This window comes from Mesorhizobium sp. M7A.F.Ce.TU.012.03.2.1 (genome assembly GCF_004006095.1).
Classification (GTDB): Bacteria; Pseudomonadota; Alphaproteobacteria; order Rhizobiales; family Rhizobiaceae; genus Mesorhizobium.
Map to the genome: position 1 here is coordinate 4,296,529 of NZ_CP034779.1, position 21,184 is coordinate 4,317,712.

16 protein-coding genes are annotated in these 21,184 nt (G+C 63.2%); 10 read left to right on the forward strand and 6 right to left on the reverse strand.

Features of this window, described 5'->3' with window-relative positions; translation table 11 throughout:
- Window positions 1-3: 3 nt before the first annotated feature.
- The gene (locus EJ079_RS20975) at window positions 4-870 is read right to left on the reverse strand and encodes an SDR family NAD(P)-dependent oxidoreductase (RefSeq protein WP_127810005.1); all 867 of its coding nucleotides are present in this window, start codon (window positions 868-870) and stop codon (window positions 4-6) included.
- Between the two features lie 188 nt (window positions 871-1,058).
- Between EJ079_RS20975 and EJ079_RS20980 the strand changes: the two genes are divergently transcribed.
- Together EJ079_RS20980 and EJ079_RS20985 are read left to right on the forward strand one after the other, a co-directional pair.
- Window positions 1,059-1,343, forward strand: a complete 285-nt coding sequence (locus tag EJ079_RS20980) for a hypothetical protein (protein WP_127320440.1) — start codon at window positions 1,059-1,061, stop codon at window positions 1,341-1,343.
- Window positions 1,344-1,604: 261 nt separating this feature from the next.
- Window positions 1,605-2,003: an SH3 domain-containing protein gene (locus EJ079_RS20985; protein ID WP_127382106.1), complete on the forward strand. Its 399-nt coding sequence runs from the start codon at window positions 1,605-1,607 to the stop codon at window positions 2,001-2,003.
- Between the two features lie 85 nt (window positions 2,004-2,088).
- Here EJ079_RS20985 and EJ079_RS20990 read toward each other — a convergent pair whose 3' ends face one another.
- Entirely contained in the window at window positions 2,089-3,591 is a 1,503-nt protein-coding gene (locus EJ079_RS20990) for an MATE family efflux transporter (RefSeq protein ID WP_245481714.1), read from the reverse strand.
- A 142-nt stretch (window positions 3,592-3,733) separates the two neighbouring features.
- Between EJ079_RS20990 and EJ079_RS20995 the strand changes: the two genes are divergently transcribed.
- Window positions 3,734-4,519 (forward strand): L,D-transpeptidase, encoded by a 786-nt coding sequence (locus EJ079_RS20995; RefSeq protein ID WP_127810006.1) that lies wholly within the window; start codon window positions 3,734-3,736, stop codon window positions 4,517-4,519.
- An 85-nt stretch (window positions 4,520-4,604) separates the two neighbouring features.
- Here EJ079_RS20995 and EJ079_RS21000 read toward each other — a convergent pair whose 3' ends face one another.
- A complete protein-coding gene (locus tag EJ079_RS21000; RefSeq protein WP_127810007.1) occupies window positions 4,605-6,089 on the reverse strand; it encodes an esterase-like activity of phytase family protein in 1,485 nt (494 codons plus the stop codon).
- Between the two features lie 242 nt (window positions 6,090-6,331).
- Between EJ079_RS21000 and EJ079_RS21005 the strand changes: the two genes are divergently transcribed.
- Entirely contained in the window at window positions 6,332-8,743 is a 2,412-nt protein-coding gene (locus EJ079_RS21005; protein WP_127810008.1) for an FAD-dependent oxidoreductase, read from the forward strand.
- A 12-nt stretch (window positions 8,744-8,755) separates the two neighbouring features.
- Complete coding sequence (locus EJ079_RS21010) at window positions 8,756-10,309, forward strand: trimethylamine methyltransferase family protein (RefSeq protein ID WP_127810009.1); 1,554 nt, start codon at window positions 8,756-8,758, stop codon at window positions 10,307-10,309.
- A 142-nt stretch (window positions 10,310-10,451) separates the two neighbouring features.
- Here EJ079_RS21010 and EJ079_RS21015 read toward each other — a convergent pair whose 3' ends face one another.
- Window positions 10,452-11,477 (reverse strand): LacI family DNA-binding transcriptional regulator, encoded by a 1,026-nt coding sequence (locus tag EJ079_RS21015; protein ID WP_127810010.1) that lies wholly within the window; start codon window positions 11,475-11,477, stop codon window positions 10,452-10,454.
- A gap of 197 nt (window positions 11,478-11,674) precedes the next feature.
- Here EJ079_RS21015 and EJ079_RS21020 point away from each other — a divergent pair, with 197 nt between their 5' ends.
- The 5 genes from EJ079_RS21020 (at window position 11,675) to EJ079_RS21040 (ending at window position 16,659) form a co-directional block, all read left to right on the forward strand.
- A complete protein-coding gene (locus EJ079_RS21020; protein WP_127810011.1) occupies window positions 11,675-12,706 on the forward strand; it encodes a Gfo/Idh/MocA family oxidoreductase in 1,032 nt (343 codons plus the stop codon).
- Window positions 12,703-13,611, forward strand: a complete 909-nt coding sequence (locus tag EJ079_RS21025) for a sugar phosphate isomerase/epimerase (protein ID WP_127810012.1) — start codon at window positions 12,703-12,705, stop codon at window positions 13,609-13,611. The genes EJ079_RS21020 and EJ079_RS21025 overlap by 4 nt, the downstream gene beginning before the upstream one ends.
- A 103-nt stretch (window positions 13,612-13,714) precedes the next feature.
- Entirely contained in the window at window positions 13,715-14,728 is a 1,014-nt protein-coding gene (locus tag EJ079_RS21030) for a substrate-binding domain-containing protein (RefSeq protein ID WP_127810013.1), read from the forward strand.
- An 87-nt stretch (window positions 14,729-14,815) separates the two neighbouring features.
- Window positions 14,816-15,613, forward strand: a complete 798-nt coding sequence (locus tag EJ079_RS21035) for an ATP-binding cassette domain-containing protein (RefSeq protein ID WP_013530993.1) — start codon at window positions 14,816-14,818, stop codon at window positions 15,611-15,613.
- On the forward strand, window positions 15,610-16,659 hold the full coding sequence (locus EJ079_RS21040; protein WP_127810014.1) for an ABC transporter permease: 1,050 nt from the start codon (window positions 15,610-15,612) through the stop codon (window positions 16,657-16,659). Before EJ079_RS21035 ends, EJ079_RS21040 begins: the two co-directional genes overlap by 4 nt.
- Before the next feature lie 102 nt (window positions 16,660-16,761).
- On the opposite strand, the gene EJ079_RS21045 is transcribed toward EJ079_RS21040, so the two are convergent.
- Together EJ079_RS21045 and EJ079_RS21050 are read right to left on the reverse strand one after the other, a co-directional pair.
- Complete coding sequence (locus EJ079_RS21045; RefSeq protein WP_210214648.1) at window positions 16,762-17,985, reverse strand: SIR2 family protein; 1,224 nt, start codon at window positions 17,983-17,985, stop codon at window positions 16,762-16,764.
- A 350-nt stretch (window positions 17,986-18,335) separates the two neighbouring features.
- A complete protein-coding gene (locus EJ079_RS21050) occupies window positions 18,336-21,041 on the reverse strand; it encodes a UvrD-helicase domain-containing protein (RefSeq protein ID WP_127810015.1) in 2,706 nt (901 codons plus the stop codon).
- Between the last annotated feature and the right edge of the window lie 143 nt (window positions 21,042-21,184).

The window sequence follows — 21,184 nt, forward strand, 5'->3', positions numbered from 1 at the left end:
AAATCAGCCTTTCATGAACGCCGCGAAACTGTCCTTGTGGTTCGGGTGCCAGCGCGACAGGGCTGGGCGGTTCTCGATAATGTCGCCGATCGCCCAGGCCATGCGCTTTTCATCCAGCGGGCGGGCCGCCTCATTGTCCGGGCACAGGATGTAGAAATCGCCTCTGGTCAGGGATTCCAGCATGAAATCCACAACCTGTTCGCCGGTCCAGGCGGCGGCCGGTTTTTCCGTCGCGCCCTCGGTCAGGCCGGTAAAGGTGAAGCCGGGGATCAGAAGATGGGCAGCGACATGGGCGCCGGGTTCGTTGCGCAACGCATGCGACAGGCCCTCGGTGAAGGTTTTCACCCCAGCCTTGGAGACATTGTAGGCAAGATTGCCGGGCGGCGTGGTGATGCCTTGCTTGGAGCCGGTGTTGACGATCAAACCCGGGCTGGCCGAGGCCAGCATGCGCGGCGCGAAGGCCTCGACGCCATGCACGACGCCCCAGAAATTGATGTCCAGCAGCCGTTTCCAGGCATCGCCGTTTTCCCATGGCTTTCCGGGATTGTCGCCGATACCGGCATTGTTCATCAGCAGCGACACCCCGCCGAAGGCGCCGAACGCCCTTTCGGCGAGGCGGTGTACCTCATCCGCCTTCGAAACGTCGGCGGCGACGGCAAGCACGGCATCGTCGCCGGCAATCGCAGAAACGGCGCGCGAGGCGTCGTCTAGCCGCGCGCCGCCAATGTCGGCCAGCACGATCTTCATGCCCATCAGTGCAAGCCGCTTGGCGGCCGCCAGACCGATGCCGCTGGCGGCGCCGGTGATCACGGCGGCATTGCCTGGGGCAAGCGCGGGCAGGGCGGTCTGTATCTCGGCGTCGGTGATCATGGGCGATGGGTTCCTTCTTCGATGGCGCCGAACTTAGCGCCGGAACCGGCCGGCGCAAGCCTCTGCCCGCCTTGTCGGGTTGACCAGTTCGGTCGAGGCTGCGCATGTTGCCCTTTGCCTCCGCAAAAGAGATTTTGCCCTGGGGACAAAACAAACTTTAGCCTCGGGGACAAACGGAGATTTCCTGATTGACGGACTGGGTTGCAATCCTGAAAGAACAGACCGCCATTGGCGACCAGATGGGCCGCGAGGTGCCGCAGATGCTGGCCAACCCCGACATCAGCGAAACGCAGGTGAAGACGCTCTTTTCCGCCCTGGAGAAACAAGCCGAGTTCGTCGAGAAGCTGCGTATGGCGCTGGAAAAGTTCGGCCACGATTTCTCGATCATCAAGGCCGCGGAACGGCTGGAGGAGCGCTATGCCGACCTTGCTGCATCGGTGGCGGAAAAACTGAAAGCGATGCGCCGTCGGTGAATGCCTCGACCCTGCCTTTGCCCATGGATCCACCTTTGCCCGCGGTGATTGTCGAAAGACAGTAAACGTCAGCGGGTGTTGAAGAGCAATAGGCGGCAACCGGGAAATTCCTCAACCATGTCCAAGAAAAATCCGGCATCAGTCCCGCTGGCCAGAACAGTTACGCCGCCCACCTGTTGACTTTTCTTGGCTTGGCCGTTCCCTCTTGCAGGGCAGTCTTGGCCGAAGCAGATGAACGGCCGGATTCGAATGGAGGGACTGATGAGATTTCGTTTTCTGCTTGTGTTCGCGACCATAATGGCCGCGGTCTTCGGGACGTCCGCCGCAGCCTTCGCTTACAGCGCCCACACCACGACCAATCTCAATGTCCGTAGTGGGCCGGGAGCGGGATATGCCAGGGTCGGAACGCTGCCCGGCGGCTTCAGGGTCAATGTCACCGGCTGCCAGCCGGGCTGGTGCAGAATTCATGGCGGCGGCGTGAGCGGCTGGGCCAGCTCCGGTTATCTCGAACGCTCCCAAATCGTTCGCCCGCCAATCATCATCGTGCGTCCGCCGCATCGGCCGCCACACTGGCACAAGCCGCACCGTCCTCCGCACCATCGGCCGCACAGGCCACGTCCCGGCAAGTGCAAGATCGCGCCCGGCTTCTCCTGCAAATAGGTTCATTTGCGCCGGGTCTGGCGTGACGGGCAGGGCGGCAAATCAATTGCGGCCCTGCCGCCATGTCCATGGCCTGACGGGTACTTCAGCCGTTCGGTGTTTCAGGCGAAAGATGCGCGCGTCCGCGTGGCACGCCAAGACCGGTGTCCGGCGGCTCGCCGGCTGCCGGTCTGTTCTCGATCATGTGCGTGGTGCGCCAGCGGCCGAAACGGTAGTAGGCCGCCGCCAGTACAAGCGAGCTGATCGAACCCACCGGGAAACTCCACCACAGCGCTTCCTCGCCGATCACGCCACGCATGAAATAGGCGAAGCCGGTGCGCACGACCAGCACCGAAATGACCAGGATGATCAACGGCGGCATCACGGCACCCGTGGCTCGTACGGTGGCAAACAGCACGATGGTTATGCCGAACAGAATGAACGACCACGAGGCGACATTGTTAATGTGGACGGCGATGTCGATCGCCGCGCTGTCGCTGCTCAGGAACAGGCTCAGCACCGAACGGTCGAAAACCGACAGCACTGCAACCAGTGCGCCGGTCAGGACCAGGTTGAAGCCGACACCGGAGGCGGCGATGCGGCCGATCCGGTCCCAGCGCCCGGCGCCGACATTTTGCGCCGCCATCGAGGACACCGCGGCGCCGATGGCGAGCGCCGGCATCTGGATATAGGTCCACAGCTGGGCGGCGATGCCGTAGGCGGCGGCGACCTGTGAGCCGTAGGAATTGACGATGCCCATCACCGTCAGTGCCGCCGCCGAAATGACGATCATCTGCAGACCCATCGGCACGCCCTTGACGACGACGATGCGAAGCAAGGTGGGATCGGGCCGCAGCAGGGCGAGGTTGGCGCCGGCCAGCCGCAGCGGATGCCTGCGCACATAGAGCACGATCAGGATGGCGATCACGCTTACCGTCTGGCCGATCAGCGTGGACGTGGCGGAGCCCGCGATGCCGAGTTCGGGAAACGGTCCGATGCCGCGGATGAGCAATGGGTTGAGCACGATGTCGAGGACGACGGCCAGAGCCATGAAGAAGAAGGGCGTGCGTGAATCGCCGGCACCGCGCAGCACGGTCATGACGAAGGACAGAAGGTTCATCATCGGCACGGCGACGAAGATGATGCGCAGATAGGAGCGCGCGAGCGGCAAGGCATCGGCCGGTGTGCCGAGCGTGTTGAGAATGGCGTCGACCCAGATCCAGCCGCAGACCGCGAGGATAACGGAAACGAGGAAGAAGAACGTCGCGCTGGTGCCGACGATGCGGCGCGCCTCGGGCAGGTCGCGGGCACCGACCGACTGGGCCACCAGGATGGTGGCCGCCATGCCGATGCCGAACACGGTGCCGAGGATCAGGAACAGGACGAGGTTGGCGTTGGAGGTGGCGGTCAGCGCCGATTCGCCGAGGAAACGGCCGACCCAGACGGCGTTGATCGAACCGTTGAGCGACTGCAGCACGTTGGAGCCGAGCACCGGCAGAGCGAACAGCAAGAGCGTGCGCGGGATCGGGCCGCTGGTCAGGTCGCCGGTGCGCCGGCGCGGGGGATTTTTTTCGTCCATGGCGGGCAGCTCGGCGACGGTTTGTTTCAAGTCGCGTCCGCGATGATTGCCGATACAACGGAACGCAGGTTGTGCCTTGATCTAATCATGTTCTCAAAGCTTCCGGAATGGGATATTGATCCTCGATGCGTGGGGCCGCATTCCTATCAGATCTTGGATAAGCCGGGGGGTCATGTCCGATATTCCGCTGTTTTCTGTGCGCCTGAACCGGCGCGCGTTTCTCGGTGCATCCGCTTTGGGCGCCCTGGCTGTTTCGGCGTGTACAACAACAGACGTGGCGCCGCCGCCGCCGGATGCAGCACCGCCGAGCGATCCGGCTTTCGGCGATGCCGCAAGCATGTATGCGGCGCGTGTCGACGAGGGCTATCAACTGCCGGCAATCCCGGTTGCCAAGGTCGATCCGAAATTCGTGCGCCAGATCGTGGCTGATCCGACCGGGGAGAAACCCGGCACGATCGTCGTCGATACGTCTGAGCACTTCCTTTATCTGGTGCGCGAGGGCGGCACAGCTATTCGCTATGGCGTCAGCCTTGGCAAAGCCGGTTTCGGATGGACCGGCAGCGCCGTGGTCCAGGCGAGGAAGAAGTGGCCGGTCTGGACGCCGCCGCCGGAGATGATCCAGCGCCGGCCGGAACTGGCGAAATACAAGGACGGCATGCCGCCCGGCCCGCAGAGCCCGTTGGGCGCCCGCGCGCTGTATCTGTTCCGCGACGGCAAGGACACGATGTACCGGCTGCACGGCACGCCGGAGTGGGATTCCATCGGTAAGAACGCTTCGTCGGGCTGCGTGCGCTTCATGAACCAGGACATCATCGACCTCTACAGCCGCGTCAACGGCCCCGCTCAGGTCTTCGTGCGTCCCAACCTGTCGGCCGCCGGCAAGATCATGGCCGTGTCGAGCAGAACCGCCGAGCCGATCGATGCGGGCGTCCCGAAGGACGCGGAGTTCTTGAAGTAAGCCTTCTCAATCAATCTGCCTGGAAAAACACCAGCAATAGTGCTCCGGGCGGACGCGCCAAGCGCGCCCGTCCGTGCAGTGGTCGTTACTTCTTGGCCAAACCCGGCAGCGTGACCTGATAGACCAGGAACATGGTGTCGACATTGGCGCCGTCTTCGGCCTTGTAGGGCGCGCCGACCTGAAAACCGTCCTGGGCGAGGAAGTCGTTGTCGTTGGCGACGAACAGGAAGTAGTCGTCGGGCAGCTTCGCATCGAGCACGCTGACCACCGACATCGCCTCCCACTTCTCGGACAGGTTATCCTGGTCATTGGGCGCGCCATTGTGCAGGCCGAAGCGGCCGAGCTCGGCACTGTCGTTGATGTCGATGAATGGCGTCAGCTTGGCCGGTGTCACCGATGGGTCGACGACGCCTTTGGGGGCGACCGGCCTGTCAGCGCCGTCGAAGGCGCCGCCGGCGATGTCGGTCGCGGTGGATAGGTCGACGACGTTGACCTGGCGATAGAGCGAGGCGTCGCCCTTCAGGCCCTGGCCGTTGCCGCTGTCGCGCGCCAGCATCAGGAAGCTCTTGTCGGAGAGCGCCACGATCTCGCTCTGCGCGGCGACCTTGGTCTTGCCCTTGGCATCCCTAAACACCGGCAGCGGCACGACATATTCGTGCGCCAATTTGAGATGGGCGAGGTCGGACGCGTCATAGACCAGCGCCCTGGTGTTTTGGCGGGTCGAGCCGGAATCGCCGCCGTCCTGCCTGGCCGCCGACTGCAGCACGGCGATCAGGAACTTGCCGTCGGGCGTCATCGCCATGCCTTCGAGGCCTTGATTGTTCTGGCGGCCGGTGTCGGGATCCTTCGGATCGGGCTCGGCGGCACCGGGTCCCGGATTGTCCGAGGCGAAGTTCGGCGTGCCGTGGCGCATCGGCACCAGCGCAGCCGGTGGCTGGGTTGCCGACAGCAGATGCCCGTCGGCGGAAAACCGATAGATGTTCGGGCCGTATTCGTCGGAGATGAACATCGAACCATCGGGCAGCCGCACGATCGCCTCGTTGTCGAGCGCCAGCTTGCCATTGTCGGCTTGCGGCAGGATCGGCATGTCGCCGCTTGCCGCGCGCACGCCGTTGAGCGGATCGAGGCCTGTGGCATCAGCCCCCTTGTCGTCGGTGAGAAGCATGGTGTCGGCGAGCGTTGCCTTGACGCCGGTCTGCTGCTGGCCGGCAGCAGGTGCCGCACCTGGTGCCACCGGGGTAAACTCGATGGCGACGGTGTTGAGGCGCGGCCGGTAGTCGGTGGTGCCGACGACATTGTAGCCGCGATCCGGCAGCAGCCAGAGCGAACCTTTGTAGCCGGCGGCCTCATGCGTCCAGCCTGATGTGTCGATCGACATGCCCGAGCCCGAACCAAACGTCTCGCCGAACTTGTCGCGCTGAGCGGCCGGGATGCGGCCGACGCCGACCAGCCCTTTGTTGACAAAGCTCGTGCCGCCGACGGTCGCGGTGCTGTCGGCGAGCGCCGGCGTCAAGGCGGTGAACAAGGCCAGCGCGACGCCGAGCGACGCGGTTCGATATAGGTGTTTCATGGATAATCCTCTTTGTGACGGATGTGCCGGAGCGGCCGCGGGACGAAAAACTGAAAGAGGTGCGACATCGATGATGCCGCGCAAGCCTCCCCGAAACGCGGTCTACGGCGCGAACATGATGCTTGCGTGACAGCGCGCAGTGCATGCCGGCGGTCGACGAAAAACGATGCGCGCGCGGTACTGGACACTTATGTCTAGTGCGTATATGGTCCAGCCTTCGGACTAACCGTGGAGGGGAAGCCTTGAAGTCGCACTACCGCGCAGTCGTCATCGGGGGTGGCGTGGTCGGAGCCTCCGTCCTTTATCATCTGACGCGATTTGGCTGGAGCGATGTGGCGCTGATCGAGCGCGCCGAACTGACGGCCGGTTCGACCTGGCACGCGGCGGCAGGCTTCCATGCGCTCAACGCCGACCCCAACGTGGCGGCGCTGCAGGACTACACCATCAATCTCTACCGCGAGATCGAGGCCGAATCCGGCTGGGATATCGGCCTGCATATGACCGGCGGCGTCAACATCGCCAGCGATCCCGCGCGCTGGGAGTGGCTGAAATCGGCCTGGGCGGTGTTCCAGTCGGTCGGCATCGAGACCGCTAGGTTGGTAACGCCCGACGAGATCAAGGCGATCTGCCCGATCGTCGACGTCACCGGCGTGCTTGGCGGCCTGCATGATTCCAACGAAGGCCATCTCGACCCGTACGGCACGACGCACGCCTATGCCGGCGCTGCAAAAAAGCGCGGCGCCGACATCATCCTGCGCAACCGGGTCGTCGAGCTGAAGGCGCGCGCCGACGGCCGCTGGGATGTCGTCACGGAGCAGGGCACCATCATCGCCGAGCATGTCGTCAATGCCGGCGGGCTGTGGGCAAAGCAGCTCGGCCGCATGGCCGGCGTCGATCTGCCGGTGACGCCGATGGAGCACCATTACTTCATCACTGAGGACATTCCCGAGATCGCGGCGCTGGACAGGGAAATCGGCATCGCCGTCGATCTCGACGGCTTTTCGTATCTCAGGCAGGAGCGCAAGGGCGTGCTGCTCGGCGTTTACGAGCAGAATCCAAAGCACTGGAACATGGATGGCGCGCCGTGGGACTACGGCATCGAGCTGATCCCGGAAGACATCGACCGCATCAGCCCGGAACTCGCCAAGGCGCATGAGCGCTTCCCTTGCCTGGCGACGGCCGGCATCCGCAAATGGGTCAACGGCGCCTTCACCTTCACACCGGACGGCAATCCGATCGTCGGGCCGGTGCGCGGCCTAAAGAACTACTGGGTCGCCTGCGGCGTCATGGCCGGTTTCAGCCAGGGCGGGGGCGTCGGCAAGTCGCTTGCCGAATGGATGATTTATGGCGAGCCGCAGGCCGACATTTTCGGCATGGACATCGCCCGCTATGGTGCCTTCGCCGCGAACCGGGAATATCTCAGGCAGACGACGCGCCAGTTCTACTCGCGCCGCTTCGTCATGACCTTTCCCAATGAGCGGCTGCCCGCCGGCCGGCCGCTGAAACGCCCCGGCGCCTATGACGGCATGACGGAAGCGGGATGCGAATGGACGGCTTCCTGGGGGTTGGAAATCCCGGCCTATTTCGCGCCGATGGGGTTTGCCGAGAACACGACGCTGCGGCGCTCCAACGCCTTCGACATCGTCGGCGACGAGGCGCTGCAGGTGCGGCGCGCCGCAGGTCTCGTCGATATCTCGGCCTATGCGCGCTATGCGGTCTCAGGCCCCGGTGCCGAGGCGTGGCTCGACCGGCTGCTCGCCTGCAGATTGCCGAAGCCGGGGCGGGCCGGTCTGGCGCCGATGCTCGGCCATGACGGACGGCTGAAGGGCGACCTCACCGTCTTCAACTGGGGCGGCGGCGACTATTGGCTGATGGGCTCCTACTATCTCCGGGAATTCCACATGCGCTGGTTCGAGAGCCATTCGGTTGAAGGCGTCACCGTCGCCGACCTCTCCGACACGATGAGCGGCTTTCTGCTGACGGGGCCGAATGCGCGAGAGATTCTGGAGCGTACGACGCATCAGGATGTGTCCGGCGCAGCGCTGCCGTTCATGGCCTGCGGCGCATTCGACATCGGCATGGTGCAGGCACGTGTGGCGCGGCTGTCGATATCAGGCGAACTCGGCTTCGAAATAAGTTGCCCCGCGACCATGCATGCCACTCTGCGCGACACGCTGCTGGCTGCGGGCGAGGATCTCGGCTTGGCCGAAATCGGATACTATGCCCTCAATGCGCTGCGGCTGGAGAAGAGCTTTGGCATCTGGTCGCGTGAATTCACGCAAGGCTATACGCCGGGCCAGACCGGTCTCGACCGGTTCATCGCTTTCGGCAAGAGCGACTTCATCGGCCGCGAAGCAGCGTCGAAACAGCGGGAGGCCAGCAGCGGCCAATGCCTGGTGACGCTTGAAGTCGACGCGCTCGATGCCGATGCCAGCGGCTTCGAGCCGGTCTGGCATCAGGGCCGGCGCGTCGGCTTCGTCACCTCGGGCGGTTACGGTTATACGATCGGCAAGAGCCTGGCGCTGGCGCTGGTCGACCGCGATTTCGCGGGCGAGGGCACCGCGCTCTCCGTGCATGTCGTGGGGGAGGAACGGCCGGCGCATGTCGTCGCGGCCTCGCCCTATGATCCCCTGGGCAAGGCAATGCGGCAATGAGGAGGATTTCCGATGGTCGATGACGCGGCACGGGACGGCAGGCGCGAGCGCCGGCGTGGACGCACGGGCGAGGCCGGCAGCGAAAGCAGCCGCCGTCCCAATTACCATTCGCTGAAGAACCCGTTCCTGCCGCAGCCGATCTTTTCTGATGATCAGGTGGCCGCGATTCACGAAACGGCGCTGCGGGTGCTGGAAGAGCTCGGCATCAAGGTGCTGCTGCCGCAGGCGCGTGAGCACTTCGCCAGCGCCGGCGCGCTGGTCGATCCGGACACCGACATGGTGCGCATCGGCCGCGACATGGTGACGGCGGCACTCGCCTCGGCGCCGAGATCGATCCACGCTCACGCCGGTTCGCGCGCCCGCGATCTGACGCTGGAGCTCGGCTCGATGACCTTCCTCGCCGGATGCGGGGCGCCGAACGTCACGGATCTCGAGCGCGGCCGGCGGCCGGGAACACTGGCGGATTTCGAGGATCTCATGCGGCTGGTGCAGCATTTCGACGTGCTGCATATGCTGGGGCCCTGCATCGAACCGCAGGATGTCGACAACCGCTTTCGCCACTATGCCGTCAACCGCGCGCAGCTGACGCTGTCGGACAAGCTCCCGTTCGTCTTCGCGCGCGGCACCCCGCAAGTCGAGGACGGGTTCGAGATGATTCGTCTGGCGCGCGGCCTGTCGCAGGACGAGTTTCTGGCAAATGCATATTGCTACACCGTCATCAACACCAACTCGCCGCGCCAGCTCGACATCCCGATGGCGCAAGGCATCATCGATTTCGCCCGCGCGGGCCAAATCTCCGTCATCACGCCGTTCTGCCTGGCGGGCGCCATGGCGCCGATCACGGTCGCCGGCGCGCTGACGCTGCAGCATGCCGAAGCGCTCGCCGGGCTGACGCTGGCGCAGATCGTGCGGCCGGGTGCGCCGGTCGTCTACGGTTCGTTCTCCTCCAATGTCGACATGAAGTCCGGCGCGCCGGCCTTCGGTACGCCCGAGCACGTCAAGGCGACGTTGGGCGCCGGTCAGCTGGCGCGCTTCACCGGACTGCCGTGGCGATCGGGCGGCGGCAGTGCCGCCAACATCTCAGACGCGCAGGCCGCGCACGAGACGCAGTTCGCGCTGTGGGGCTCGGTGCTGGCCGGGGCGACGATGTGCATCCATGCCGCCGGCTGGCTGGAGGGCGGCCTCAGTGTCTCCTTCGAGAAACTGATCACCGACATCGAGGCGCTGCAGACGGTGGCTGAACTTTGCGCCGCGACGCCCGGCGATACCGATACGATCGGCTTCGAGGCGATCGCCGAGGTGCAGCCGGGCGGCCACTTCTTCTCGGCCGGCCACACCATGGCGCGCTACCGCACCGCCTTCTACGAACCGCTGGTGGCCGACTGGTCGAATTTCGGCAACTGGACGCAGAGCGGCTCGAAGACAGCGAGCGAGCGCGCCACCGGCGTCTGGAGGCGGGTGCTTTCCGATTTCGCGCCGCCGGCAACGGCTGCCGCCACATCAGGCGTGCTGGATGAGTTTATCGCGCGGCGCACGGCAGAGGGCGGAGCGGCGCCGGTGTCTTAAGGCCGGCTTTCGCTGATCGCCCTGGTTGTGGCGCGATCCGGAACCTGCAGCGCCTCCCGCGCATTCAAGGTTGCGGCCGGTTCACTGCGGCACCGGTGTGCTGTTTGAGGGGAGGACGACATCGGCGGCCCTGCTGCCACCATCAATCGCTGTCGCGTGCGACCAGCTCCAGCGGCCAGACCTCGCGGATGATCCGTGGACCCTCCGGGCCGGCGAAGGCGGGAAGCGACGCCAGCAGCATTTCAGCAAGCCGTTGTCCCATTGGCTCCAGCGCCGGGCGGAAGGCGGTCAACGCCGGGGAAAAATAGCGGCAGAGCGGCGTGTCGACGATGACGGTTACCGCCATGTCCTGGCCCGGCCTGATGCCCATCTCGGCCAGCGCCTTGCAGCCGCCCAGCGCCATTGCATCATTGTTGAAGATGATGGCGGTCGGCGGGGCCTTGGAGCGCATCACCTGCGGCGTCACCTCGTAGCCGCCGGCCTCGTTGATGAAGCCGGAGGCGATCAGCTCGGGGTCGATCTCGATGCCGTGCCGCTTCAGGGCCTTGCGGTAGCCGGCCAGGAACAGATAGCCGAAGTTGAGGTCGAGCGACGGACGGATAGCGGCGATGCGGCGGTGACCGCGCGCCACAAGGCGGTCGACGGCGTCGGCGCCGGCCTTCTCGAAATCGAGGTCGAGGGAAGGATAGGACTTGGCCCCGGAGCGACTGCGGCCGAGCGTGGCGAAGGGAAAGCCGGCTTGGGTGAGATAGTCGATGCGCTCGTCCTCGCGCCGCGTCCAGGCCAGCAGCACTGCATCGGCGCGGCGCGTTTCGACGACACGGCGCAGGCGCTCCTGCTGGTAGTCGCCCGGCGCCCCCATGACCACGGTCAGGTCGAGCCCGCTTTCGGCAAGCCTGGCCTGCAGCCCGATCAGAAACGGAATGAAGAACGGCTCGCCATATTGCTGGTCGCCGGGATGCGGCTGCAGCATGAAGGCGATCGAACGGGTGGCGCCTTGCCTCAGGCTGCGGCCGGACTGGTTCGGCGAATAGTTCAGCGTCCTGGCCGCCTCGAGCACGCGCTGGCGCGTGTCGGCATTGACGTCGGCGCGGCCGTTCAGCGCCCGCGACACCGTGCCGATCGATATGTTCAAGTGACGGGCAAGGTCGTGAATGCTGGACGCCAAGAGACTGTTCTCCCCCTTGCTTGGCTAGCACCGGTAGCCGCTCAGGCCAAGGCGGTAAGACGAATTTCGCCAAGGGCCGATTGACATTCTACGCCTTCGGGTGTGTTCTCGTAAACGTTTACGGAAAAACGTTTACGGTCCTGCCGTGGATGCCGTGACGATCGGTCTGGAGGGACCGAGCGGAGGAGGAGCGCTGGATGATCGATGTCGTCCTGGTCGGCTGCGGAGCGATGAGCAAGGCCTGGCTCGATGCCATCAGGCAGATCCACGGGCTCACCCTTGTCGGCCTCGTGGATCTCGATGCCGACAGGGCACGGGCGAGGGCACGCGAATACGACCTCACCAATGCCGTCATCGGCAGCAATCTCGACGCCGTGCTCGACCAGACCAAACCGCAAGCAGTGTTCGACGTGGTGGTTCCAGCCGCCCGGCACGAAGTCGCTTTTTCCGCTTTTGCCCACAATTGCCATCTGCTGACGGAAAAGCCGCTCGCCGACAGTCCGGAAAATGCGCGCGCCATCGTCGAGGCCGCTCGCCGCGCCGGGCGCATTCACGCCGTCGTGCAGAACCGCCGCTATGTCGCCAATGTGAGGCGCATCCGCAGGTTCCTGGATTCCGGCGCCATTGGTACGCCGACCAGCATCCACGCCGACTTCTTCGTCGCGCCGCATTTCGGCGGCTTTCGCGAGGAGATGGCGCATGTGCTGTTGCTCGACATGGCGATCCACACATTCGACGCCGCCCGCTATATGGTCGCCGGCGAGCCGGCCGGCGTCTATTGCCAGGAATGGGAGCCGGCCAATTCCTGGTACCGGCAGGGATCGTCGGCCAGCGCCGTCTTCGATCTCGGCCGCGGCAAGGTCTTCACCTATGCCGGGAGCTGGTGCGCCGCCGGCTTCCGCACCAGTTGGGAAAGTACATGGCGCATCGTAGCCGAGCGCGGCAGCCTGCTCTGGGACGGCAATGACGAGCTGAGGGCAGAAGCAGTGATGCCGGGCCGCGACGGAATGTTCGACAAAACCCAGCCGATCGAGGTGCCGCCGCTCGATGCGTCCGATCGCGTCGGCGGCCATCTCGGCATTCTCCTGGATTTCATGCACGCCATCGAGACCGGCACCGAGCCGGAAACGCGCGGCGCCGACAACATCAAGAGCCTGGCCATGGTTTTCGGTGCCATCGAGAGCGCCGAGACCGGACGCCGCGTGGCGATCGCAGAGGACACACAATGACGCCGAACCCGCTTCTCGACATCCGGATCGGCACCATGGTGCGGGCCAATCTCGACGACCCGGCGGCTTACATCAAACAGATCCTGCCGCTCGGCTTCGAAAGCATCCAGCCCTTCTTCTGGCAGACGCTTGGCGGCAAGGACCTGCCGCTTCTCGCCAGCCAGATCCGCGAGGCGATCGGCGATGCCGACGTCACCGTGTCCTCGCTCGGCGTGTTCGGCAATCCGCTGGAAGACGGCGAGGTCGATCGCGGCGTGCTCAAGGCCTGGGAGACGGTGATCGACAATGCGCATCTGTTCGGCACCTCGATGGTCAGCGGCTTCACCGGCCGTTTGCGCGGCAAGAAGCTGACGGACAGCCTGCCGCGCTTCAAGGAAGTCTGGGGTCCGCTGGCCAGGCGCGCCGCCGACAAGGGCGTGCGCATCGCCTTCGAGAACTGCGCCATGGACGGCAACTGGGCCGCCGGCGACTGGAACATTGCCCACAATCCGGACGCCTGGGAGCTGATGTTCAACGAAGTGCCGGACGACAATCTCGGACTGGAATGGGAGCCCTGCCACCAGCTCGTCTATCTGATCGACCCGATACCGCAGATCCGCAAATGGGCGCCCCGCATCTTCCATGTGCACGGCAAGGACGCGACGGTGCGCTGGGATGTCATCCGCGAGCATGGCGTGTTCGGCCGGCTGCCCTTCGTGCAGATGCGCACGCCCGGTTTCGGCGACAGCGACTGGACGCGGGTGATCAGCGAATTGCGGCTGGCCGGCTACAAGGCGGCCATCGATATCGAAGGCTGGCACGACCCGGTCTATCGCGGCGACCTCGAGATCACCGGCCAGGTGCGGGCGCTGGAATATCTCAAGCAATGCCGGGGAGGGGCCAGCTACCTGCCGAACCCGATGTGAGGATCGGCCAGCGGGAGGAGCCGGCCGGGATGTCTGCAACGCACATTGCCGAAGCGAATGTCGAAACCCCTCGCTTGCGAGGACAAAAAGGGAGGATAAGTGCATGAGCATGACGATGAGAAGGACAGTTCTGCGCTCGACCGTCGTGGCCGCCGCCACGGTACTTGCCGCTGCGATCTCCACCTTGCCCGCGCGGGCGCTCGACGCCAAATGGTGCAAGGACGTCCACATCCGCTTCTTCGTCGGCGGCGCCGAGGGCGACGCTTTCGGCACCATCGTCTACAATGGCGCCAAGCAGGCAGAGGCCGATCTCGGGCCGAAGGTCGACTACATCTTCTCCCAGTGGGACATCGAAAAGATGGTGCAGCAACTGCGTGAGGCCGTCGCGGTCAAGCCCAACGGCATCGCCATGATGGGCCATCCGGGCGACGCGTCGATCATGCCGCTCGCCGAACAGGCGCACAAGGACGGCATCAAGATGATGTACCAGAACGTGCCGGTGCCGAAGGTGATGGCGGCATTCGGCGGCGGCTATGTCGGCGCCCAGCAGGAACAGCAGGGCCGCGCGCTCGGCGCCGAGGCGTTCAAGCTTGGCAAGCTGAAGGCCGGCGACAAGGCGATCATGATCGGTCCGTTCGAGAATGAGAGCCGTGGTGCGCGCGAGCGCGGTACGGTCGCCGCACTGAAGGAAGCCGGCGTCGAGGTCATCCAGTTGTCCTCGCCGCCGAGTGGCGAATGGGCGTCCGATCCCAATCTGGCCATTCCAGTGATCACCGCGGCGCTGCTCAACAATCCCGACGTCAAGGCGGTCGGCTATCCCGGCGGGCAGATGCTCGGCAATGTCTCGACCTATATGCAGGCGGCCGGACGCAAGGCTGGCGAGATCTTCAATTTCGGCTTCGACACCAGCCCGCAGATCGTCGAGGGCTTCAAGGGCGGCTGGGTGCAATTGACCGCCGACCAGCAGCCGTTCCTGCAGGGCTATCTGCCGATCCTCAGCCTCTGCCAGCAGGTTGTGCTGGGGCTGGCGCCGATGAATGTCGACACCGGCGCCGGCTTCGTCACGCCCGAGAATTACGAGATCGTCGCCGAGCTCGCCAAGCAGGCGCTGCGCTGACCTCCCAAGCCGCCGGCCGGGATCAGGCCCCGGCCGGCGGGACCGCTGGCGACGCAGCCGGCACGAGACAATCAAAGCGAGGATCCGATGGCAGAACGCCTCATCGAACTGCGCGACATCAGCAAATCCTATGGCCAGGTCTATGCGCTGGGCGGGGTCAATCTCAGCGTCGACCGCGGCGAGGTCGTCGGCCTGCTCGGCGACAATGGCGCCGGCAAGTCGACGCTGATCAAGATCCTGTCCGGCGTGGTCAAGCCGACCAGCGGCGAAATCCTCGTGCGCGGCAAGCCGGTGACCGGGTGGAGTGCGGCGCGTTCGCGCGAGGCCGGCATCGAGACGGTGTTCCAGGACCGGGCGCTGGCCGTGCAGCAGACCATCGTTCGCAACATCTTCATGGGCCGCGAGCTGACCGGCTTCATGGGCTTTCTCAGGGTCAACAAGGAGATCGAGGAGGCGAGCCGGCTGATGCGCGAGATCGGCTTCACCTCGAAAGTGTTCACGCCGCAGTCGATCGTCGGCCAGCTTTCGGGCGGCGAACGCCAGGGCGTGGCGATCGCCCGCGCCATCTACAAGCAGGCCGAGCTGATCGTCCTCGACGAGCCGACGACGGCGCTGTCGCTGACCGAAACCGCCAAGGTGTTCCATTTCGTGCGCCAGGTGCGGGCGAGCGGCCGCTCGATCCTGTTCATCGGCCACAACATCCATCATGTCTTCGACATCGCCGACCGCTTCGTCGTGCTCGACCGCGGCAAGGTCGCACTGACGACCGACCGCAGCGAGGTCAAGTCGGCCGAAGATCTTATCAACTTCATGGAAGAGGTCGCGCATCCCGGCGGATTGGCCGGGCTGCACGATGCCGGCGACGCGGAGCAGAGAGCACGATGAGCAAGACCATGGAGCCCGACCTGCACGAGCCGTCCGCCGGTATTCCCCGTCCCGGTTCTCAGAAGGAATGGAGGCACCCGTCCGATCACTGGATGCGTGGCTTCATCCTCGACAACCGTGCCGCGCTCGGCACGCTCGCCGTGTTCATCGTCATGATGACGGTGTTCATGATCGCCAACCCGACCGTCTTCACTACCTGGTATCTCTACCGCTCGGTGCTGACGACGCTGCCGGTGGCGCTGTTCGTGGTGGTGCCGCTGGTCTTCGTCGTCACCTGCGGCGAGATCGATCTGTCATTTCCGGCAACGATGGGCTTTGCCTCATGGGTCTTCGCGCTGGTCGTGCAGGCCGGCTACGATCCGTTCCTCGGCATCGCCGCGGCACTCGTCACCGGCATGCTGCTCGGCTTCCTGGTGGGCTCGCTGGTCGTCTATGGCGGGCTGTCGTCGCTGATCGCCACACTCGGCATGAATTTCCTGCTGCGCGGCCTGATCCAGATCATCAACGAGGGCAAGTCGATGGCGCTGACCAGCCTCAGCGACAGCTGGGCCTACACGATCTTCTCAAGCCAGCTCCTGGGCATTCCGGTGCAGATCTTCTGGGCCATCGGCTTCGTCGTGCTGTCGGCGATGCTCTACAACAGGCATCGCTTCGGCGCGCAGGTGAGGGTGGTCGGCGACAACCCCGACAGCGCCCAGCAGATGGGCATCGACGTCAAGCGCGTGCGGGTGAAAGTGTTCGTCTTCGTCGGCATCGGTGCGGCGCTCGCCGGCACCTTCTCGGTGATGATCAACTTCACCTGGTGGCCGACGGCTGGCGACGGCTATCTCCTGCCGGTGCTGGCCTCGGTTTTCGTCGGCGGCACGCCGACCTGGGGCGGCATCGGCACCGTAGTCGGCGGCGCCATCGGCGCGGTCACCGTGTCGTTCATCCAGACCGGCGTCGTCGCGGCAGGATTGAGCGGCTTCTACGTGCAGTTCTTCAACGGGCTGATCATCATCCTGTCGCTGCTGGGGCATAAATGGAACCAGGCGCGGTATCGGTAAGCGGCAGGACATTTCGACTAGCCGTCATCAACTGGCCGAAGCGAGTACTCGCCAGAAGGAGCGAATCGTGGCCGCCTAGCTAGGAATGACCGTAGGGAGGCCTCAAAACCCCCATTTCAACCTATCATAGAAAGACGCCAATTTACGAAAATAGCTCGCGTAATTTGACTTCAGATAGTCAGTCTTTTCGAAATTTTCTCTAAGAAAATCACTTAGGCAGCCCAAGTCGATCTCGTCCGGTTTTAGGAACGGGATGTATATCGTCGCGTTCTCCGGCGTGCATCTCCCTATAATTTCATCAATTTTGCAGTCTTTGTATTTCGAAAGAAAGGGTTTGGCATACATCCCTAGCCTAAAGTCTTTGGCTGGCCGGTTCACCCATTTATCCAGATTGTTCCCCATCTTTGTGTAATCATCCTTGTTCGCAATTCCGGATGCGCGCAAGTATTTGAAAACAGGGACGTTTTTCGTATTGCGTCCTGCCGTCTTTATCGATTGGTCGAGGACCTGTTGCGGGTCATACCCTCGATTTTCGAAAATCAGATCAGCGATCAGATCTCTGGCGTCGATACCGGCATAACCTACGCCCGAAATAGGAGCCAGTTGTTGCGATACAACACCCACGCCTACCAAGAATTCGACGTCCTCTTTCCTGTCGATCTCATCAATGTCTACGACACAAATCTTCTTTTCTGGTTCTGCCGACTTTACCAATTCATAAAGTTGCTCCTTGCAATATCTGAGAACTCTAGCTGGTATCTTCCTCTTTGTGGCCTCAAGAGATCGGTAAATTTGAGAAAAATCATTCGTCTTAACAAGAACGAGCGGGATTTGCACGCCATCAATTGAAATATAGGTATCAGATATACCGTCACCCTCCTTATCGGCGGGCCTTTGCACAAATATCAGATTCTTTCTAAGTTTCTCCACGTTTTCCTTTCCGATGCACAATGAAATTGACCTAAGCATCATGCTGATATTCTGGTCGGATATTGAGTATCCAATAAATACCACAGGATGCTCGACGAATATCGTGATCAATTTAGCGGCGAGATAGGCGTTTTTATTGTTAAAATCGTGGTAGTCGTCGGAGGTTAGAGTGAGAGATTCGGGGCGCGATGCGCATCCGTGGATTTTGTATATTTCTCCAATTTCTTGCGGGTTTGAGAATAAAAGCTCCTCCTGTCCGACGTATATTTTATAATCTGGAAATACCTGTTCAAGAAATGGATCCCAATTAGTTGTTATAATCCCATCAACGTTCAAAGAAGATAGGAGCTCAACCTCTTTTTGATATTCTGACTTCTTTGCTATGTTCTGATCCAATTTTAGTAGGTAATTAGCAATTTCGATCCTCAGCGCGGATGTTATCCCCTTCGCCTTCGTTTTATTCTTCGAGACGCTCTCTTTAATTCATCAGAGGTCCACCAAAAATCATTGAACTGTTCCGCAATTAACTTGGCCGCTAATGGCAAATTTCCATCTGCCGATGCCAGATAGAATTCAAACGGCTGGGATCCACGACAGAAACGCCGTAGCAACCCAGACCAATCTTCGAGCCCTAGATATCTTCTGGAAAATCCTGATCCAACAAACAGGAATGGACCGGCCGCCTTTGCTTTAAATATTTTTGTTAGATCTTCCTCAACTGACATGTGTCCCCGACCTTCTTTGGCCTATTTTGTTGCCCCGGTTACAAACCCGTCCAGCACGCGTTTTTGGCCGGCCTTGTCAAAGTCGATGGTCAGCTTGTTGCCTTCGATGTTGGATATGTTGCCGTTGCCGAATTTCTGGTGGAACACCCGATCGCCGACATTGAAGGGCGATGGCATGTCGGAGACGGATTTGGCGACCAGTTCGCCGTCGATGGTGCGGCCCTTGACCGAGGTGCGGCCGGCGCCGTAGCCGCTGTCCGTCTCGCCATAGCCGATGCGCTCGACCTGATGGCCGGAGCGCGAGCCCCAATTGCGGTCGGTCGCCTCGGTGCGGTTGGCCTGCGCGCGCTGCCAGCCCGGCGTCGCATAGGTGTTGGAGAAGGCGCCGGATTTTTCGCTGTCGGCGCCGACATTGTCGAAGCGCGAGGCGCCATAGGGGTTTTGCCGTCCCGCGCCCTGGCCGCCACGGCCGGAGGCAAAGGAACCGCCGCCATAGGAATTGCCGTAGCCACCGTAGGAGTTGCCGCTTTCGGCGACCTCGACATGGGCTTCCGGTAGTTCGTCGAGGAAGCGCGACGGAATGGTCGACTGCCACAGGCCGTGGATGCGGCGGTTGGAGACGAACCACAGATGCAGGTTCTTCTTGGCGCGGGTCAGGCCGACATAGGCAAGGCGGCGCTCTTCCTCCAGCCCGGAGCGGCCGCCTTCATCGAGCGCGCGCTGATGCGGGAACAGGCCTTCCTCCCAGCCGGGCAGGAAGACGGTCTCGAATTCGAGGCCCTTAGCCGAATGCAGCGTCATGATCGAGACGGCGTCGAGCCCGGCGTTCTGCTCGGCATCCATGACCAGTGCGACATGTTCGAGGAAGGAGCGCAGCGACTCATACTCCTCCATCGAGCGGATCAGTTCTTTCAGGTTCTCCAGCCGGCCGGGCGCTTCGACCGAGCGGTCGTTCTTCCACATGTCGGTGTAGCCGCTCTCTTCGAGAATGGTCTCGGCGAGTTCGGTATGCGGCGTGGTTTCCAGGGCCTTTTGCCAGCGTTCGAAATTGGCCGCCACCTCGCGCAAGGCAGCGCGCGGCTTCGGCTTCAGCTCGTCGCTTTCGGCGAGCTTGGCGGCGGCTTCCAGCATCGGGATGCGCAGCGCACGCGCGGTGTCGTGGATCTGGCGGATGGTGGCTTCACCCAGGCCGCGCTTGGGTACATTGACGATGCGCTCGAAGGCAAGGTCATCGGCGCCTTGCGCGACGACGCGGAAGAAGGCCAGCGCATCGCGGATCTCCATGCGCTCGTAGAAGCGCGGGCCGCCGATGACGCGGTAATTGAGGCCGAGCGTGACGAAACGGTCCTCGAATTCGCGCATCTGGAAGGAAGCGCGGACCAGGATCGCCATGTCGTTGAGATTGTGCTTTTGCCGCTGGTAGGTCTCGATGGTCTCGCCGACGGCGCGCGCTTCTTCCTCGGAATCCCAGGCGGCGTGGACATGCACCTTGCCGTCTTCGGGATCGTTGCGGTCCGTGAACAGCGTCTTGCCGAAGCGGCCCTCATTGTGGGCGATGAGGTGGGAGGCAGCGCCAAGGATGTGCGCGGTCGAGCGGTAGTTGCGCTCCAGCCGGATGATGGTGGCGCCGGGAAAATCCTTGTCGAAGCGCAGGATGTTGTCGATCTCGGCACCGCGCCAGCCATAGATCGACTGATCGTCGTCGCCGACGCAGCAGATGTTTACGGTGGCGCGGGTTTCGGCCGAAGAGCGCCCAATCTCCCCCCTAGAGGGGGAGATGTCGCCGGAGGCGACAGAGGGGGGCGCTGTCCCTCCAGCCTGTCGGCGCGAGGCGCCCCCCTCTGTCCTGCCGGACATCTCCCCCTCAAGGGGGGAGATCGGCTTGCCTTGAGGCCGCTGCGCCAGGAGGCGCAGCCACATGTACTGCGCGGTATTGGTGTCCTGATACTCGTCGACGAGGATGTATTTGAAGCGCCTGTGGTATTCCTTCAGCACGTCCGGATTGGCGCGGAAGATGCGGATCGGGTGGCACAGCAGGTCGCCGAAATCGCAGGCGTTCAGCGTCTTCAGCCGCTCCTGATAGGCCTTGTAGAGTTCGCGGCCCTTGCCGTTGGCGAAGGCGCGGGCGTCGCCCTCGGCGATGTCGGCCGGGCCTTGCCCCTTGTTCTTCCAGCCGTCGATCATCTGGGCGAACTGCTTGGCCGGCCAGCGCTTGTCGTCCAGACCTTCGGCTTGGATCAACTGCTTGATCAGCCGCACGACGTCGTCGGTGTCGAGGATGGTGAAGTCGGAGCGCAAACCGGCGAGTTCGGCATGTCTGCGAAGCAGCTTCACGCCGATCGAGTGGAAGGTGCCGAGCCATGGCATGCCCTCGACATTGCCTTCGCCGATCAGCACGCCAATGCGGATCTTCATCTCGCGCGCGGCCTTGTTGGTGAAGGTCACCGCGAGGATCTGCGACGGGAACGCCTTGCCGGTGGCGAGGATGTGGGCGATGCGGGTGGTGAGCACGCGGGTCTTGCCGGTGCCCGCTCCGGCCAGCACCAGAACCGGACCTTCGGTGGTTTCAACAGCTAGCCGCTGCTCCGGGTTGAGGCCCTTCAGGTAGTCGGGTGCGTTGTTTTGACCGCTGCGGGCAGCCATGGCGCGCGCGGCGATGCCCGACGGGGCCGTGGGCCGCGCATTGGGTTCGTCGAAAAAGGGCATGTCTTCGGAAAAGCCGGACATTGCCCCGAATGTAGTGATTCGGTGGGGAAAGACCAGAACTGTCTACGTTTTGTTCCGCTAAAGTGCCCGATTGCTGCCCACGCTCCCAGTGCGGTCGATGTTATCCCAATGGCGATGGACCATTACCGCCTGCGCTTGAGGCC